This window comes from Arthrobacter sp. GCM10027362, from assembly GCF_042679445.1.
GTDB lineage: Bacteria > Actinomycetota > Actinomycetes > Actinomycetales > Micrococcaceae > Crystallibacter.
The window spans coordinates 1-15,337 of record NZ_JBHTML010000094.1 but is presented as its reverse complement, the minus strand read 5'-3'; the positions used below and the strand labels follow the sequence as shown (position 1 = coordinate 15,337).

General features: G+C 69.8%; 16 protein-coding genes and 2 pseudogenes. 6 read left to right on the top strand and 12 right to left on the bottom strand.

All coding sequences use genetic code 11. The annotated features are described in order from the left end of the window. Window positions 1-748: cytochrome c oxidase assembly protein (locus tag ACFQ36_RS13755; protein ID WP_377014486.1), on the top strand; the 748-nt coding region annotated here is incomplete at its 5' end. On the opposite strand, the gene ACFQ36_RS13750 is transcribed toward ACFQ36_RS13755, so the two are convergent. Further along, on the bottom strand, window positions 727-936 hold the full coding sequence (locus ACFQ36_RS13750; protein WP_377014484.1) for a hypothetical protein: 210 nt from the start codon (window positions 934-936) through the stop codon (window positions 727-729). The two genes, ACFQ36_RS13755 and ACFQ36_RS13750, sit on opposite strands and share 22 nt — an antisense overlap. A gap of 149 nt (window positions 937-1,085) precedes the next feature. On the opposite strand from ACFQ36_RS13750, the gene ACFQ36_RS13745 reads away from it, so the two are divergent. Then, entirely contained in the window at window positions 1,086-1,640 is a 555-nt protein-coding gene (locus tag ACFQ36_RS13745; protein WP_377014482.1) for a DUF421 domain-containing protein, read from the top strand. A gap of 240 nt (window positions 1,641-1,880) precedes the next feature. Here ACFQ36_RS13745 and ACFQ36_RS13740 read toward each other — a convergent pair whose 3' ends face one another. Both ACFQ36_RS13740 and ACFQ36_RS13735 read right to left on the bottom strand, forming a co-directional pair. Then, window positions 1,881-2,696, bottom strand: a complete 816-nt coding sequence (locus tag ACFQ36_RS13740; RefSeq protein WP_377014480.1) for a hydroxymethylpyrimidine/phosphomethylpyrimidine kinase — start codon at window positions 2,694-2,696, stop codon at window positions 1,881-1,883. A 38-nt stretch (window positions 2,697-2,734) separates the two neighbouring features. Continuing rightward, window positions 2,735-3,238 (bottom strand): hypothetical protein, encoded by a 504-nt coding sequence (locus ACFQ36_RS13735; RefSeq protein ID WP_377014478.1) that lies wholly within the window; start codon window positions 3,236-3,238, stop codon window positions 2,735-2,737. Between the two features lie 171 nt (window positions 3,239-3,409). Between ACFQ36_RS13735 and ACFQ36_RS13730 the strand changes: the two genes are divergently transcribed. Both ACFQ36_RS13730 and ACFQ36_RS13725 read left to right on the top strand, forming a co-directional pair. Further along, window positions 3,410-4,105: a queuosine precursor transporter gene (locus ACFQ36_RS13730; RefSeq protein ID WP_377014476.1), complete on the top strand. Its 696-nt coding sequence runs from the start codon at window positions 3,410-3,412 to the stop codon at window positions 4,103-4,105. A 296-nt stretch (window positions 4,106-4,401) separates the two neighbouring features. Beyond that, the gene (locus ACFQ36_RS13725; protein WP_377014474.1) at window positions 4,402-4,830 is read left to right on the top strand and encodes a hypothetical protein; all 429 of its coding nucleotides are present in this window, start codon (window positions 4,402-4,404) and stop codon (window positions 4,828-4,830) included. A 194-nt stretch (window positions 4,831-5,024) separates the two neighbouring features. Here the strand turns inward: ACFQ36_RS13725 and ACFQ36_RS13720 are convergent, their stop codons facing one another. Together ACFQ36_RS13720 and tgt are read right to left on the bottom strand one after the other, a co-directional pair. Further along, entirely contained in the window at window positions 5,025-5,306 is a 282-nt protein-coding gene (locus tag ACFQ36_RS13720) for a hypothetical protein (protein WP_377014472.1), read from the bottom strand. Window positions 5,307-5,376: 70 nt separating this feature from the next. Next, window positions 5,377-6,630, bottom strand: coding sequence for a tRNA guanosine(34) transglycosylase Tgt (gene tgt, locus ACFQ36_RS13715; protein WP_377014470.1), 1,254 nt, complete (start codon window positions 6,628-6,630; stop codon window positions 5,377-5,379). A 377-nt stretch (window positions 6,631-7,007) separates the two neighbouring features. On the opposite strand from tgt, the pseudogene ACFQ36_RS13710 reads away from it, so the two are divergent. After that, window positions 7,008-7,859 (top strand): annotated as a pseudogene (locus tag ACFQ36_RS13710) (FUSC family protein); the annotation flags it as partial. A 95-nt stretch (window positions 7,860-7,954) separates the two neighbouring features. On the opposite strand, the gene ACFQ36_RS13705 reads toward ACFQ36_RS13710, so the two are convergent. From ACFQ36_RS13705 to ACFQ36_RS13695, 3 genes are all read right to left on the bottom strand, one after another. Then, a complete protein-coding gene (locus ACFQ36_RS13705) occupies window positions 7,955-8,704 on the bottom strand; it encodes an SRPBCC domain-containing protein (protein ID WP_377014468.1) in 750 nt (249 codons plus the stop codon). Between the two features lie 60 nt (window positions 8,705-8,764). Further along, window positions 8,765-9,658, bottom strand: a complete 894-nt coding sequence (locus ACFQ36_RS13700; protein ID WP_377014466.1) for a DUF6707 family protein — start codon at window positions 9,656-9,658, stop codon at window positions 8,765-8,767. Between the two features lie 97 nt (window positions 9,659-9,755). Further along, window positions 9,756-10,295: an NUDIX hydrolase family protein gene (locus tag ACFQ36_RS13695; RefSeq protein ID WP_377014464.1), complete on the bottom strand. Its 540-nt coding sequence runs from the start codon at window positions 10,293-10,295 to the stop codon at window positions 9,756-9,758. Window positions 10,296-10,459: 164 nt separating this feature from the next. Between ACFQ36_RS13695 and ACFQ36_RS13690 the strand changes: the two genes are divergently transcribed. After that, window positions 10,460-11,050, top strand: a complete 591-nt coding sequence (locus tag ACFQ36_RS13690; protein ID WP_377014462.1) for a YdeI family protein — start codon at window positions 10,460-10,462, stop codon at window positions 11,048-11,050. Window positions 11,051-11,172: 122 nt separating this feature from the next. Here ACFQ36_RS13690 and ACFQ36_RS13685 read toward each other — a convergent pair whose 3' ends face one another. The 4 genes and pseudogenes from ACFQ36_RS13685 to ACFQ36_RS13670 form a co-directional block, all read right to left on the bottom strand. Continuing rightward, window positions 11,173-12,276 carry an ABC transporter ATP-binding protein gene (locus ACFQ36_RS13685; protein ID WP_377014460.1) on the bottom strand — a complete coding sequence of 368 codons (1,104 nt, stop codon included), beginning with the start codon at window positions 12,274-12,276 and terminating at the stop codon, window positions 11,173-11,175. A gap of 34 nt (window positions 12,277-12,310) precedes the next feature. Next, window positions 12,311-13,903, bottom strand: a complete 1,593-nt coding sequence (locus ACFQ36_RS13680; RefSeq protein ID WP_377014458.1) for an ABC transporter permease — start codon at window positions 13,901-13,903, stop codon at window positions 12,311-12,313. Between the two features lie 50 nt (window positions 13,904-13,953). Continuing rightward, a complete protein-coding gene (locus tag ACFQ36_RS13675; RefSeq protein WP_377014456.1) occupies window positions 13,954-15,003 on the bottom strand; it encodes an iron ABC transporter substrate-binding protein in 1,050 nt (349 codons plus the stop codon). A gap of 116 nt (window positions 15,004-15,119) precedes the next feature. Beyond that, window positions 15,120-15,337: pseudogene (locus ACFQ36_RS13670) on the bottom strand (glycosyl hydrolase); the annotation flags it as partial.

The following is a 15,337-nucleotide window of genomic DNA, read 5'->3' as shown; positions in this document are numbered from 1 at the left end:
GCTGCTGCTGGCCCTGGCCCGCCGCCGGGAACCCCGCGGCTGGAGCGGCCGGCGGACGGCCGCCTTCCTGGCCGGCGCCGGGCTCCTCGTTTCGGCCCTGGTCCCGCAGCTCTCACCCTTTCCGCCCCACGATTTCCGCGGGCACATGTACCAGCACCTGCTGGTTGGCATGTACGCCCCCATCGGCCTGGCCCTGGGGGCGCCCGTGACCCTGCTGCTGCGCTCGCTGCCCGCACCCCGGGCACGGGCCATCGGCCGCCTGCTGCGGTCCCGGCCGGTGCAGATGCTTGCCCGTCCGGCCACCGCGCTGGCGCTGAACCTGGGCGGGCTGGCCGTGCTGTACTTCACGCCTCTCTATGCGGCCGCCGCCGGCCACCCCGTCCTCCACGGTGCGGTCATGTTCCATTTCCTGGCCGCGGGGTACCTGTTCGCCTGGGCGGTGGCGGGACCGGATCCGGCCCCGCACAGGCCCTCGGTGCCGGTACGCCTGGTCCTGCTCGGGGCGGCGATTGCCGGCCACGCGGTCCTGTCCCAGCTGCTCTACGCCGGCCTCTTTGTCCAGGTGCCCGCGCCTGCCCTCCAGCTGCGGCAGGCAGGCGAACTGATGTACTACGGCGGGGACATCGCCGAGCTGCTCCTGGCCCTCGCCCTGGTCAGCACCTGGCGTCCGGACCGCAGGGGCGCTGCCCTCCGGGAGGATCCCGGGGGAAGCGCCCGGCGCGGGAGTCAGCCGGGGAACTGGGTGTAGGGGGTGTCTGTCTCCCCATCCCGGTCCTGGTCCCCGTAGGCCTCCTTCTCGAGTTCCTCGGCCTTGGCCTCACTGCCGCCGTGGGCCAGGTCCTCCGGGTCCTGCAGCTGCTCGTCCAAGGCCTCCTCGGCGCGTTCCTCTTCGGCGTCGCCGCCGGCCCCGGTGTTCGGGTTCCGCTCGGTGCTCATGGATCTGCTCCCTTCCCGCTGCTCCGGATGTTGTGCCGGTACCTACAGCCTAGGTACGCACCGCACTGTTGGCGAGGCCTGCGCCCGGCCTCGTGGCAGACTTGACGGGGCCGGAAGCGGCCGGCCTGCCAAGGTAAAGGAGCGCTGGTATGTGGGAGGATTACGGGCTGGGCTGGGCCGACGTCCTCAGGATCGTGGTTTCCGCTGTCGCGCTGTACGCGGTGGTGCTGCTGGTCATCCGTGTGCTGGGCCAGCGGACGTTGGCGACGATGTCCAGTTTTGACCTGGCCGCGGTCATCGCCCTGGGGGCGGTGATCGGCCGGGCCATCCTGGGGTACACGCCAACGCTGGCAGCGGGTCTGGTCGGGCTGGTCACGCTCCTGGCCCTGCAGGCACTTAGCGGGCAGATCCGCCGGTTCCGCGGCGCGGCGCATCTGGTCAGCAGCCGGCCCATCCTGCTCATGGCCGGCCGCCGGATGCTGCGCGAGAACATGGTCCGGGCTCATGTGGCAGAGGAGGAGATGCTGGCCAAGCTCCGCCTGGCGGGCATCCGGCACACCTCCGAAGTGGCCTGCGTGGTACTGGAGTCCACGGGACAGATCAGTGTGCTCCGCCGCGGCCAGCCAATCAGTCCGGGCCTGCTCGCGGACGTACTCGGGGCCGAACAGATGCCCGCGGAACTTCTGGACACCGGCGCCGGCTGACGGGCCGGCGGCAGGCATCGTCGCCCCGCCAAGGGCCGGCAGGCAAGGAACCCCCTGAAGGGATTCGGGAGGTCACAAAAACCGCTTCAAAGGAACGGCAGATGCAACAGCGCATCACGCTTGCCTCCGGAATCCCGTCAGGGGGTTCCTTCGATAAGAAGTTTCCTGCTCCCGCCGCCTGCTGTCAACGGGCGCCCCGGGTGCAGGGCCGGTGCCGCGGGCATGCCGGCGAGGGAAAGGTCAGTTCGCGCCGCCCTGCCAGAGCGCGTCGAACGGGGCGTTGGAGGACACCCGGGCCTTGATCCCCGCGGTCACAAACTCCTTGGCCCTCCGGGCGGCCTCCAGCGGCGCGGCGCCCTTGGCCAGTTCCGCGGTGACGGCGGCGGCCAGCGAGCAGCCGGCGCCGCTGACGGCGACCTCGCCCACCTTCGGGGTGCTAAGTACCTCCAGGGTTTCGCCGTCGAAGTAGACATCCACCGCGTCCGGGCCCTCGAGCCGGACCCCGCCCTTGGCCAGCACCGCCGCGCCGGAGGCCGCGTGGATGTGCCGGGCGGCCTCCGCCAGGTCCTCGACGGTCCTGATGGACATGCCGGCCAGGGACTCGGCCTCGAAGTGGTTGGGCGTGACGAAGGTGGCCAGCGGCAGCAGGTTCGCCTTAAGCGCCTCGTCCGTATCCAGCGCGTGGCCGGGCTCCTGGCCCTTGCAGATCAGCACCGGGTCCAGCACGATGTGCTTCCATTCCTGGGACTTCAGGGCGGCGGCGACCGTGTCAATGGTCGCGGGCGAGCCCATCATGCCCAGTTTCACGGTCTCCAGCGAACCGGCGTAGCAGCTCTGCACGGCCTCGAGCTGGTCGGCGATCACCTGGGCATCCACCGGGACGAAGCGGTGGTTCCAGCTGTCCTTCGGGTCGAAGGAAACAATGCAGGTCAGGGCGGTAATGCCGTAGGTGCCCAGCTGCTGGAAGGTCTTCAGGTCGGCCTGGGCGCCGGCACCGCCGGTGGCTTCGGAGCCGGCGATGGCCAGGGTGATCGGGGGCGGGGTCGAAACAGACATGGCCTTAATGCTATCGGGAATGCTATCGGGCCGCCGTCCTAGCCGCGGACGGTAACCATCTTCCAGACCGAGGCGCGGCCAATCGCCGCGCACAGGCCCACCAGGGCGGCAAACCAGACGGTCTCCAGCGGATCCCCGCCGTACAGGGCCAGGAAAATCAGCCAGGCCGCCAGCCCCACCACCACGAAAAAGGCCAGCACATGCAGCCACTGGGCACGCACCGGCCGCAGCAGCAGGCCCAGCACAAAGGCGATCGGCGCCCCGATGACCAGCCCGATGGCGGCGGAGTACAGGAAGACCACCAGGGCCATGAAGATCGTGCTGCTCAGGTGCAGCTGGCCGTACGGGCTGCCGGCCAGCGAAATGACCAGGACTCCGACGGAAAACGCCGCCACGGTGGTCAGGAAGCCGACCGCGAAGGCGCCGGGGCCGAAAATCACCTTGTGGCGCGGGTTGTGGTCCTCGAAGTCGTCGAACTCCTCGAAGCCGATGCCGTCGTCGTACTCTCCCGGTTCCTCCCGCGGCCCGGCCGCTGCCATCATGCCTCCTCGAAAATGCGTGCCGGTATCAGTAAAACATTCCCGGCTGCCTCGGCGCCGGGTCGGATTGCCGCGGCAGACACGTGCCGGGCGCCGGTCATGGGACAATTGACGGCGGCCCGGGTGGCAGGCGGGCGTTGCGCGAACCACTAGATACCAAGGGTGAACCACCGGATGACTCAACTGCAGACCTTCCCCCGTGCCAAATTCGCCTCGATCGGCAGCCCGTATTTCGGCATCATGCTGGCCGTGATGGCCGTGGTGCTGATCCTGTCCAACATCGGCGCCGCCAAGGGCGTGCTGCTGGGGCCGGTCGTCACCGACGGCGGCTTCTTCCTCTTCCCGCTGGCCTACATCCTCGGCGACGTGATCAGCGAGGTCTACGGCTTCAAGGCGGCCCGCAAGGCCATCGTCACCACCTTCGCGCTCTCGGTCTTTGCCTCGCTGTGCTACTGGGTGATCATTGCGCTGCCGGGCTTCGGCGATGAGTACGGGCTGGCGAAGCAGGCCGCGCTGGAGAACGCGCTGGGCCCGGTGCCGCTGATCGTGCTGGCCAGCCTGCTGGGCTTCCTGGCCGGGCAGACCATCAACTCCTGGGTGCTGGTGCGCATGAAGCGCCGCTTCGGCGAGCCGAAGCTGTGGGCGCGGCTGATGGGCTCCTCGGGGGTGGGCGAGTTCGCCGACACGCTGATCTTCTGCTCCATTGCGGCCTCGGTGATCGGCATTACCGGCTTCGGCATGTTCGCCAATTACGTGGTCGTCGGCTTCGTGTACAAGACCCTGGTGGAGTTCCTCTTCGTCCCGGTGACGACGGCGGTGATCGGCTGGGTGAAGCGGCGCGAGCCCTCGTACGGGGCGGTTGCCGCGTAGGCCGCGGGCGCCTGGCACGGGGCCGCCACTTGCAGCTGAAGCGGGCATGGCCGGCAAGTCCGCGGCGTTCCCCGGCCTGGCAACGGGGTGGCCCTGGACCGTGCCGCAGCTGTTTCCCGTCGCCAGGTCGGGCTGGGCCTGGTGGACGCCGGCTGCATCCTCGCCTTGGTCACCGATGGTTTGGCGGCCCGGGTTTTCCATATCGGACGGCCTCCGGCGGAGCGGGATTTTCGGTTCCGGGCCCGTGCTGGCAGGCTGGGAGTAAATCTTTGGCTCTCGACCGGAAAGCGGGACGCATGGCGGCAGGCAGGGCAGGCGAACAACAGGCCCGGCTGGTGTTTATCTCCTTCCCGCTGGCTTCCGTCCCGGTCTCCGCTGTCTTCGATCTGATGCTGCGGGCACCGGGATCCGGTCCGGCCTCCTTCCTATGGCAGTTGGGCCTGGGCGCCTTGATCGCGTTGGGATGGACCGTGGTCATGTGGTGGCCGGCCTGGAACTGGTTCCACCGCAACGGATTCTCCGTTCTGGTCCTGGTGCCCTTCATGACGGGAGCCGGGGCACTGCTGTGCCTGCCCTTCGTCGTGTTGTCGCCCTTTATTGGCGGCGGACTGCTCGTCCCCCTGCTGACGGGCTTGTTCGGCACGGCCGTGGGAATCGCGGGAAGCCTCGTCGCGGTGGCCGCCGAAGCAGTCCGCCGTGCGCGGGGACGGCCGGAGGAGGATTAGGGCACGTCCGATTGTGGCGGCAATAGAATCGGTGCCAATACCGCCGCTGATTCTGACGAACAGGTGGTGCGGGGAGTCCGCGGAGCCGGAATCCGGTCCGGCCCTGGGCCGGACCGCCCGGCCGCGCATCGGGTGGGCAACGGCGCATCAAAGCCACACGGTGCTCTGCCGGCTCTGCTGCAGGGGACCGGCCGCTACCGGCCCTCCTCGTCCTCGGTCAGCCCGCGCTGGGCGCGGTCCGCGGCCTCGGACGATCCCTCCGGGAGCGGGTCGGTGGCCGGGGGCACCTGGCCGGGGGCATAATCCTGCAGGCCGGCGTCGACGCGTTCCTGTTCGGTGGCCGCGGCCAGCGCATCGTCGTCGAGCCGGTCCGGCATCTTGCCGTGGCCCTGGGCGATGGGGCCGGGCAGGGCGTCATCCTGCGGTTCGATGACGTCGTCGAGGTTGGGGGAATCTTCTTCGCGGGGGCTGGACATGGCCTCTCCTTCGGTGGAAGTTGGCGTCCACTTTAGCGCGTCGGGTCCCCGCGGAGAACAGCCCGGGCCGCTACCGGTAGTAGCGGCCCAAGGTCTCCGCCTTGAAGTCGAAGAAGCTGCCGTCGGCAATCGCCAGCCGGGCGTCGTCGACCAGTTTCACGATGAACCGCTCGTTGTGGATGGAGATCAGCGTGTGGCTGACCATCTCCCCGGCCTTGTGCAGGTGGTGGATGTAGGCGCGGGTGTAGTGGGCGCAGGCGTAGCAGTCGCAGCCCTCCACCAGCGGGGTGAAGTCCTTCTTGAACCGGGCATTGGACAGGTTCTTCCGGCCCTGCGGGGTGTAGAAGGCGGAGTTGCGGGCCACCCGGGTGGGGGAGACGCAGTCGAAGGTGTCCGCCCCGTTCTCGATGGCCGTGAAGATGTCGTCCGGCTCGGAAATGCCCAGCAGGTGCCGGGGCTTGTTCTCGGGCAGCTCCTCGTTGCACCAGCGCACGATGGTGCCCAGGTTCTCCTTCTCCAGCGCGCCGCCGATGCCGAAGCCGTCGAAGTCCATGTTGCCCAGGTCCCGGCTGGCCTTGCGCCGCAGGTCCTCGTACTGGGCGCCCTGGATCACGCCGAAGAGCGCCTGGTACGGCCGGTGGGAACGCTCAATGGTCAGCCGCTGGTGCTCGGCGACGCACCGCTCGGCCCACCGCCGGGTGCGTTCGAGGCTTTCCTCCTGGTAGCCGCGGGAGTTCTGCAGCGTGGTCAGCTCGTCGAAGGCGAACATGATGTCCGCGCCGAGCTTGTGCTGGACCTGCATCGAGACCTCGGGGGTGAAGCGGTGCCGGTCCCCGTTCAGGTGGGACTTGAACCACACGCCGTCGTCGTCCACGTGCGCCAGGCGCTCCTTGCCCGCGGCCACCCGGTCATCGGGCCCGGACTGGTCCACCGCGCCCATGTTGATGACCTTCTTGAACCCCGAGCCCAGGCTCATCACCTGGAAGCCGCCGGAGTCGGTGAAGGTGGGTCCGGGCCAGTTCATGAACCTGCCCAGGCCCCCGGCCTCGTCCAGCACGTCCGGGCCCGGCTGCAGGTACAGGTGGTAGGCGTTGGCCAGCAGGGCCTGGGCGCCGAGGTCCCGCATGGCTTCGGGCAGCACGGCCTTGACCGTCGCCTTGGTGCCGACGGCGATGAACGCCGGGGTCTGGATCGTACCGTGCGGGGTGGAAATGGTGCCCGTGCGGCCGAGGAACCCGCCGCCGGCGCCGGCCCGGGCCGGCGGCGGCGCGGCGGTCTCGGCCAGGCGCCGGCCGACGGTGAAGGAAAAATCAGTCTGGGGCACCTCTCCATTCTGCCTGACGGCGCCAAACCGGCCCGGACGGGCAGGTCGCTGACTGGTTGATCACAAAAGTCGGCAGCGAAGGTAGTTAGCCGGTAAACTAGTTATGTGGCGAGTTGCCACCGGATCCGGCGGGGCAGGCAGCGCCCGCCGGGACACCCCTTGGATTTACCGCACCGGGCAGGCCGCCGGCTTCGGCCGGCCTGCCCGGTACCGGTTTTTGGCGCCGGACGGACGAAAGGACCCGCAGGGAAGTAGTGGCAGGCACAGTCAAGCAGCACATCAGGGAATTCTTCCGGGTAGGACCTGCCCGCAACGACCACTACGTCGCCGCGCGCGTTGCGGTCAGCGGCGGCGTGCCGCTGCTGACCCTGCTGGCGATGGGCCGTTACGACCTGATGGTCTTCGCGGCCTTCGGGTGCTTTGCCGGGATCTACGGCCGCGGCGAGGAGCACGGCAGCCGGCTGGTCCACCAGGCGCAGGCCGGGGGCCTGCTGATGCTGATGATGTTCTCCGCGCAGGCGGCGTCCATGCTCGACGGCGGGCCCTGGCTGATCGTCGCCGGAGTCTCGGCCGTGGCGGTGCTCTTTTCGCTGGCGGTCAACTACTGTGGGCTGCGGCCCGCAGGCGTCATCTTCTTTGCCTTCGGATTCGGCGCGATCGGATCCACCCAGCACGCGGCACCGCTGTGGCAGACCATGCTCACCGCGTTCGCGACCATCGTCTTCGCCATCCTGGTGGGCCTCAGCAGCCGGCTGGTCCCGGCCTGGCGGACCTCGCTGGCGCTGCCCCGGCGCCCGCAGTTCGACCGCTCCCGGTGGCGGGAGCTGGGCATCGAAGCCGGCGTCAACGGGCTGGCATCGGCGGCGGCCGGCAGCCTGGCGACGGTGGTGGGACCGGGGCACAACTACTGGGCCATGGTCGCCGCGGTGGCCCCGCTGGCCGGCCCGTCCCTGGCCCAGCGCGTGCGCAAGGGCGTGCACCGCATCATCGGCACCTTCGGCGGCGTCGGCACCACGGCCCTGCTGCTGTTCTGGCATCCGCAGCCGTGGGCGATGGTGCTGATGGTGATCTTCATGCAGTTCATGGCGGAGATGTTCGTCATCCGCCACTACGCCGCGGCGCTGATGTTCATCACGCCGATGGCACTGCTCATGACCGAGCTGGCCCGGCCCTCGGAGCCCGGGGCGCTGCTCGTGGACCGGGCCTTCCAGACGCTGGTCGGCGCCGTCGTCGGGCTGGTGCTGGTGTATGCGATGCACCGGCGGACGCTGCGCAGGCAGGCCCAGGGCCGGCGGCGCCGCCGGCCGCAGGAGGCGGCAGGAATTCAGTGTCCCCGGACGGGACCGGCTTCGTTGCCGATTACCAACGGCTTGGAGGACGGGAAGTGCCTGGTCCGCCAGGCGTCCCAGCTCGAGCGCAGCGCGGCCAGGGCCCTGGCGCCCAGTCCGTAGGTGGTAATCAGCACCTGCGTGCCGCCGTCGGGCCGCCCCTGCGCCTTGGGCAGGTCCGCCACGATCAGCAGCCCGTCCCCGTGCTCGGCATAGGAATGCACGGTCAGGCCCAGCTGGTGCGCGGACCGGAACCACACCTTCCCGGCGATGGTCTCGCCGGTGCCGAGCGTGACTTCGTAGTCCTCGCCCGGGGCGGGCAGCTTGTCCAGGCCGAGGTTGTGGATGGCGCCGCCGGACGGGACGGAATTGTCCGCGAAGTACGTGGTCTGGCGCCTGGCGTTCGGGTGCCGCTCGAGGGTGAAGCGCAGCTGCTGCAGGAAGGCCTGCCACCCTTCGAGGACATCCTCGTCCGGCTGGTCCGGCGGGCCTGCCAGGGTGAGCTGGGTGCCGTCCCCGACCGGTTCCAGCGCGAAGGTGTATCCGCCCAGCGTGAGGCTCTTGTGGTCCTGGCCTTCGGTGGCGTTGGTGAAGTAGATCCGGTTGATCTCATCCTCGAGGCCTTCCGTTTCCCAGCCGTGCCACTGGGCTATCCGGGACGGCTCCCGCAGCATGACCCAAACTTGCCGGGCGTCGGCGTTGATGTGGACGCTCAGCGGCTCTGTCTCAACAGTGGTATCCGACATGGTGCCGACTCTACCCCCGGCCGCATGGCGTGGCCATAGCCTGCGGACGGGCAGCAGCTGTCAGCGCGGGTCGTTCAGCGCCCGGATGGCCACCAGTTCGTTGCTGATCCGCCGGTCCAGCTCCGGCGGGTCCAGGGTCTCCGAGCCGCCGTGGGCACGCAGGAACATCAGCACGCCCAGGCGCAGCACCCGCCAGTCCCGCTCGGCCGCCTTGTCCACCGCCGCCATGGCGCGGTGGATCTCCTTGTCGTACAGGTTCGGCTCGTTCATTTGGCGCTGCCGGACGGTGGCATTCATCTTGGCCCGGAACGGATCGTCGTCGGCGTTGTCGGGGGCGCGCAGCGCCTCGGCGAACTTTTCCGCCGCCGCCAGGTCCCCGGCCTCGTAACTGATGTAGGCCGACAGCGCCAGGGCGGACTCGATCCACTTCCAGCGCCCGAAGTTCCCGTCATAGGGCAGGTCGGTGATCAGCCCGCAGACGGTCAGGGCGTTCTCCCTGTCGTCCAGGTCCACGAACAGGGCGTGGGCCAGGTCCCGCACGTCCTGGAGGTTGCTGCCGGACTTGGTGTTCAGCCCGCGGCTGAGCCGGGCGGAGATGCGCTGGATCTTGGCCCGGTCCGGATGCCTGCGGGCCACCCCCACGATCACGGCCTCCGGCGTGCCCTCCTCGGCCGGAATCAGCTCCAGGTCGTCGGCCAGGGCCAGGGCCGTGCCCTTGATCAGCTTGGGCCGGTTGGAGACCACGCGGATGGTGGAGCCGTGGGCGATCCGCACGGCGGTGCCGTCCTCGAGCGTGGCGACAATGAGCGCGGGCGTGCCGAAGTCGTCGAGCTCGACGGCGGTGGAGACCACCGCGGCCGAGTGCGTGCGGCTGCGGGTCAGGAATTTGTGCCCCCGGGTAACCGCCTCGGCCTTGACGATATTGATGTATGTCTTCGGCTGAAGCTCTATCATCGGTACACCCTTCATCAACCCGGCTGATCCCCGCCCCGCCTAAGTATATGGAACCGTTACCGAGGCTGCGGCGGTGCCACGCGGAAGGGCCCGGGGTTTAGCGGCACCAGCCGGCGTGGGCCAGCGCCTGGCGCAGCAGGTTGCCGCGGCCCCCGATGAATTCGGACTGCACCGCCGGGCCCAGGGCGTCTTCGGGGGACATCCAGGTCAGCTCGAGGGCGTCCTGCCGGGGGTGGCATTCCCCGGTGACCGGGATCAGGTAGGCCAGGGCGACGGCGTGCTGCCGGTCGTCCGTGAGCCCGGTTTCCGAGGGCGACGGGAAGTACTCGGCCACGGTGAAGGGGACGGGGCTGGCCGGCAGCTGCGGCAGCGCCAGGGCACCCAGGTCCTTTTCCAGATGGCGCAGCAGGGCCGCGCGGATGGTCTCCCGGTACATCACGCGGCCGGAGACGAAGGAGCGCACGATCTCGCCGTCGGGGGTGGCCTGCAGCAGCAGGCCCACCTCGGTGATGTAGCCCAGCGCATCGAGCCGGACCGGCACGGCCTCCACGTACACCATGGGCAGGCGCTGCCTGGCCTCGTAGAGGTCTTCGTCGGACAGCCAGCCGGGATACGGGTCGGGGGTGCGTACGTTCATATAGTTGTTCTACCGCACGACCCTTGAACCGTCACGTAAGGCGAGGTTTGCCGCCGGCTGCGGCGGGCTGGCGCCCGATGCCCTTCCGAACCCCGCACCACCGGTCCGCGCCCTCCCGGACCTGGCCAGCCCGGTTCGGGGCCCTCGGGCGCTACGCTGGGCGCATGGCTGCCGAACTTCCCGAACTGCTGCTGCCCGACGCCGCTGCGTGGCGCAACTGGCTGGCGGAAAACCACGCCGTTTCGCCCGGTGTCTGGCTGGTGCTGGGCAAGAAGGGCGGCACCGTCACCTCGCTGACCTACGACGCCGCCCTGGACGAGGCGCTGTGCTTCGGCTGGATCGACGGGCAGCTGGCCAGGCGGGATGCGGGCAGCTACCGGCAGCGGATGACCCCGCGGGGGCCGAAAAGCGCGTGGTCGGCGCGCAATGTGGCGCACGTGGAGCGGCTGGAGGCAGCGGGCCGGATGCATGGGGCCGGGCGGGCCGCCGTCGCGGCGGCGAAGGCCGACGGGCGCTGGGAGATGGCCTATGCGGGCCAGGCCGCGGCGGAAGTGCCCGCGGACCTGGTGGCCGCGGTCGCGGCGGTGCCCGAGGCGCAGGCGATGTTCGAGGTGCTGACCTCGGTGAACCGCTACGCCCTCTACTACCGGCTCAACGCGCTGAAGACCCCGGCGGCGCGGGAGCGGAAGATCGCCGAGTTCGTGCAGATGCTCGCCCGGCACGAGGCGCCGTACCCGCAGCGGAAGAGGCCGTAGGGCACGGCCTCGGCCTTCGCGCCCCGGGTTGGGCCGTCCTGCCCGGCTTTAAGCTTCAAGCACCGGCCCGGCCTGCGGGATTGCCGGAGGGACAATCCAAGGGCGGGAGGGAAGGGCCGGACTCAGGCCGGGAAGGCCACGCCTTCGCCGATGACGCGCAGGTTCAGCTCGGAGCCGGGCTTGGCCAGGGTGGCGTTCCAGTGCCGGATGGTGATGGTCTCCTGGTGGTCTTTGCCGCCGTCCGCGCTGCCATGGCCGTTGGCGTGCAGCCGGAGCCGGACGGTGACCTCGGGGCCGAAGAAGTCGGTTTCCAGCACGGTGCCCTTGATCTGGCCCTCGGGGACAATGCGGATCTGCTCCGGGCGCAGCATCAGGTGCACCCTGCCCTGGCAGGTGGGTCGGCGCACCGGGATGCCGCCGAGCGCGCAGGTGGCCAGCGAGCCCTGCAGGTCCGCGTCCAGGATCACCGCGTCGCCGAGGAATTCGGCCGTCTCCCGGTCGCTGGGCCGGGTGTAGACCACAAAGGGGTTGCCGATCTGGGCCAGCTCGCCGCGGCGCATCACGGCCACCTGGTCCGCGAAGGAGAGCGCCTCGCCCTGGTCGTGGGTGACCAGGATGGTGGTCACCCCGGCCTCGGCCAGGGTGCGGGCCACCGCCTTGCGGGTGGCCACGCGCAGGCCCGCGTCCAGGGCGCTGAACGGCTCGTCCAGCAGCATCAGTTCGGGTTCGCGGGCCAGCGCCCGGGCCAGGGCCACGCGCTGCTGCTGGCCGCCGGAGAGCTCGTCCGGGCGGCGGCGGGCATAGGCGGGCTCCAGGGACACCATTTCCAGCAGTTCGGCCACCCGGGCCTCGGCGGCGCGTCCGGAGAACCTCTTCTTGTCCAGGCCGAAGGCGATGTTCCGGCCCACGCTCAGGTGCGGGAACAGGGCGCCGTCCTGGGCCACATAGCCCACGTTGCGCCGGTGCGCCGGCACCAGCTTCCCCGGCCCGGCCACCAGTTCGTCCGCCAGCGTGATGGTGCCCGAATCCGGGGCCTCGAACCCGGCGATCAGGCGCAGCAGGGTGGTCTTGCCGCTGCCGGAGGGACCCACGACCGCCGTCGTAATGCCGCGGTGCACGGAGAGGCTGACCTGGTGCAGCACCGGGGTGTCGCCGAAGGCCTTGGTGGCCTTGTCGATGATCAGGTGGCTGTCCGGAGTGGGGGTATCGGCGGAGGCGGGACTCACGGGACCATGCTTTCGTGGGAGCGGGGCGGGATGGTCACTGCCCGGCGGCCTTCCGGGACTGGGTGTACAGCAGGTAGGTCATCGGCAGCGAGAGCAGGATCAGGATCAGCGCGTACGGGGCGGCGCCGCTGTAGTCGAGCTCCGCGCTGAGGATCCAGAACCGGGTGGCCAGGGTGTTCACCCCGGTGGGCGAGAGCAGCAGGGTGGCGGTCAGTTCATTGGCGATGCCCAGGAACACCAGGGCCGCGCCGCCGGCCGCCGCCGGGGCGGCCAGCCGCAGGGTGACCTTGAGGAAGGTCGCCAGCGGGGGCCGGCCCAGGGACTGGGCGGCCTCCTCCAGCTCCCGGGGGACCTGGGCCAGCCCGGCGCGCAGGTTGACCAGCGCCCGCGGCAGGAACAGCAGGGCGTAGGCGGCAATCACCAGCGGCACGCTCTGGTAGAGCGGACGGACAAAGTTGATGGCCACGGTGACGAAGGCCAGCGCCACCACGATGCCCGGCAGCGAGGAGGTGATGTAGTTGGTGCCCTCGAGCAGCCGGGTGAACCAGCTGCGGTGCCGCACCGCCAGCCAGGCGATGGGGAAGGCCAGCACCACGGTCACCAGGGCGCCGGCCAGGCCGAAGAACAGGGTCTGCAGCAGCGTGTGTCCGACCACGGGCCAGTTCCAGATGTCCGCACCCCCGGCCAGCAGCCAGCGGAGCACATTGCCCAGCGGCACCCCCAGTGCCAGCAGCGCCAGCACGACGACGGCGGCGAGCGCCGGCAGCCGGTAGCTGCCCAGCGGCACCGGAACGGGCCTGCCGGCGACGCCGGAACCGATCCGGGCGTAGCGGGCATTGCCGCGGGCCTTGGATTCGATCAGCAGCATCAGCAGGCAGAACGCCACCAGCACGCTGGCGAGCATGTTCGCCGCGGCGCCGTTGAAGGTGGATCGGTACTGCTCCATGATGGCGGTGGTGAAGGTGTTGAACCGGATCATGGAGAAGGCGCCGAATTCGGCCAGCAGGTGCAGGCCCACCAGCAGCGCCCCGCCGGTGATCGGCAGCCACAGCTGCGGCATGGTGACGCGGAGGAAGCTCCGCCAGCGGCCCAGCCCCAGCGAGGCCGCCGCCTGGTCCAGCGCCGGGTCCATCCGGCGCAGCGCCGCGGCGGCCGGGATGTAGACCAGCGGGTAGTAGGACAGCACCGAGATGAGCAGGCCGCCGCCGATGCCGCCGAGCGAGGGGATGGTGCCCACCCAGGCGTAGCTGTTGACGAAGGCCGGCACGGCCAGCGGCGCTGCGAGCACCACGGACCAGAACCGGGCTCCGGGCAGCCGGGTGCGTTCCACCAGCCAGGCGGCGCCGATGCCGATCAGGATGCACAGCGGCACGGTCAGCAGGATCAGGGCCACGGTATTGAACAGCAGTTCGCCCACGCGGGGCCGGAAGATGAGCCGGACCGCGGTGTCCCAGCCGGTGAGCACCGTCATGACGATGACGAAGCCCAGCGGGATCAGGGTGGCCAGCGTGACCAGGACGGCCGCGGCCACGACGCCGGCCGGCGGGCGGGAGCCGGCGCCTGCGTTCCGGGGCCGGCCCCCGGGCTGGCCCCGCCCGGGGCGGGAACCGACGGTAGCCGGGGTCATCGGACCCCGGCTACCGGAAGAAGATCGAGCACCAATTAAGCCTACCGGTTCTAGAGCAGCCCGGCGTCCGTCATGAGTTCGACGACCTTCTGGCCGTTGAGCTTGGCGGCGTCCACCTTGGGGGCGTCCAGGTCGGCGATCGGGACCAGGCCCTCGCGCGGGGTGACGTCCTTGCCCACCGGGTACTCGTAGTCGGAGCCGGTGCCCAGGGTTTCCTGGCCCTGCTTGGAGGTGATGAACTCAAGGAACTTCATCGCGTCCTCCTGGTGCTGGGAGGACTTCAGCACGCCGCCGCCGGAGATGCTCAGGAACGCCCCCGGATCCTGGTTCTTGAAGTAGTGCGTGGCCACGTTGGCGGAGTTTTCGCCGGTCTTGGCCTGGTCCGCGGCGTAGTAGTAGTGGTAGATCACCGCGCCGTCGACCTCGCCGGCATTGACGGCCTTCATGGCCGCGCCGTTCTTGGGGTAGATCTTGGCGTTTTCCTTCATGGCCTTCAGCCAGTCCGCGGTGGCCTGCTCGCCCTTCAGCTCCAGCATGGCCGAGACAATGGCCTGGAAGTCGGCGCCGCCGGGGGCGGCACCCCACTTGCCGGCCCACTTCGGGTCCGCCAGGTCCATGATGGACTTGGGCAGCTCCGATTCCTTGACCTTGTCCTTGTTGTAGACGAAGACGGTGGAACGGGCGGCGACGCCGGTCCACTTGCCCGAGGACGGGCGGAACTGTTCCGGCACGTTCTCCTTGACCGTGTCCGAAATGTCGGCGAAGAGCCCGGCGTTTTCCACCTGGGTCATGGCCGGGGAGTTTTCCGTGATGAAGACGTCCGCCGGGGAGGCCTCGCCTTCCTGGATGATCTGGTTGCTCATCTCGGTGTCGTCGCCCTGGCGCAGGTTGACCTTGATGCCGGTTTCCTTGGTGAATTCATCGACCCAGGCCTGCGTCATGGTTTCGTGCTGGGCGTTATAGACGGTGATGTCCGAGCCGCCGGAGCTGGCGGCGGCGGAGCCCTCGGGGGCGGAGCTGCCGGAACCGCAGGCGGCCAGGGTCAGCGCCGCGGTGGCGGCGAGGGCAGCGAAGGGAAGCTGCTTGAGGCGGAACTTCATGGGAAACCTTTCGGGGACACGGGCAGAAACGCCGGAAGCAAGGATAGGTATGCCTTACCCGGCGGAACGTTCTCCGCCATTGTTGCGGACCGTGCGGGGATTGCGCAACATTTGCGTCACCTAATGACGGCGGCCGCCTCCAGGGTCATCCAGGCCTGCAGCTGGGTGGACAGTTCCACGGTGCTGCCGGGCGGATAGGTTTCTGCGGCCGCAGCGGCCGGGTCCGCGGAGAAGACCAGGCCTTGCCCGCTTCGGCGGCTGCCGGGCGTGCGGCCGGCCCAGAAGGCGCCGGCGGTCCGGGTGACCAGCTCCGCGGCCAGCCGCCGCACGTCCG

Excerpts from the sequence above, each read along its gene's own strand:
- ACFQ36_RS13695 (WP_377014464.1), bottom strand. The coding sequence starts at position 10,295 with ATGAACGTACGCACCCCCGACCCGTATCCCGGCTGGCTGTCCGACGAA.
- ACFQ36_RS13700 (WP_377014466.1), bottom strand. The coding sequence starts at position 9,658 with ATGATAGAGCTTCAGCCGAAGACATACATCAATATCGTCAAGGCCGAG.
- ACFQ36_RS13675 (WP_377014456.1), bottom strand. The coding sequence starts at position 15,003 with ATGAAGTTCCGCCTCAAGCAGCTTCCCTTCGCTGCCCTCGCCGCCACC.
- ACFQ36_RS13745 (WP_377014482.1), top strand. The coding sequence starts at position 1,086 with ATGTGGGAGGATTACGGGCTGGGCTGGGCCGACGTCCTCAGGATCGTG.
- ACFQ36_RS13735 (WP_377014478.1), bottom strand. The coding sequence starts at position 3,238 with ATGATGGCAGCGGCCGGGCCGCGGGAGGAACCGGGAGAGTACGACGAC.
- ACFQ36_RS13730 (WP_377014476.1), top strand. The coding sequence starts at position 3,410 with ATGACTCAACTGCAGACCTTCCCCCGTGCCAAATTCGCCTCGATCGGC.
- ACFQ36_RS13690 (WP_377014462.1), top strand. The coding sequence starts at position 10,460 with ATGGCTGCCGAACTTCCCGAACTGCTGCTGCCCGACGCCGCTGCGTGG.
- ACFQ36_RS13720 (WP_377014472.1), bottom strand. The coding sequence starts at position 5,306 with ATGTCCAGCCCCCGCGAAGAAGATTCCCCCAACCTCGACGACGTCATC.
- ACFQ36_RS13725 (WP_377014474.1), top strand. The coding sequence starts at position 4,402 with ATGGCGGCAGGCAGGGCAGGCGAACAACAGGCCCGGCTGGTGTTTATC.
- ACFQ36_RS13750 (WP_377014484.1), bottom strand. The coding sequence starts at position 936 with ATGAGCACCGAGCGGAACCCGAACACCGGGGCCGGCGGCGACGCCGAA.
- ACFQ36_RS13705 (WP_377014468.1), bottom strand. The coding sequence starts at position 8,704 with ATGTCGGATACCACTGTTGAGACAGAGCCGCTGAGCGTCCACATCAAC.
- ACFQ36_RS13680 (WP_377014458.1), bottom strand. The coding sequence starts at position 13,903 with ATGACCCCGGCTACCGTCGGTTCCCGCCCCGGGCGGGGCCAGCCCGGG.
- ACFQ36_RS13740 (WP_377014480.1), bottom strand. The coding sequence starts at position 2,696 with ATGTCTGTTTCGACCCCGCCCCCGATCACCCTGGCCATCGCCGGCTCC.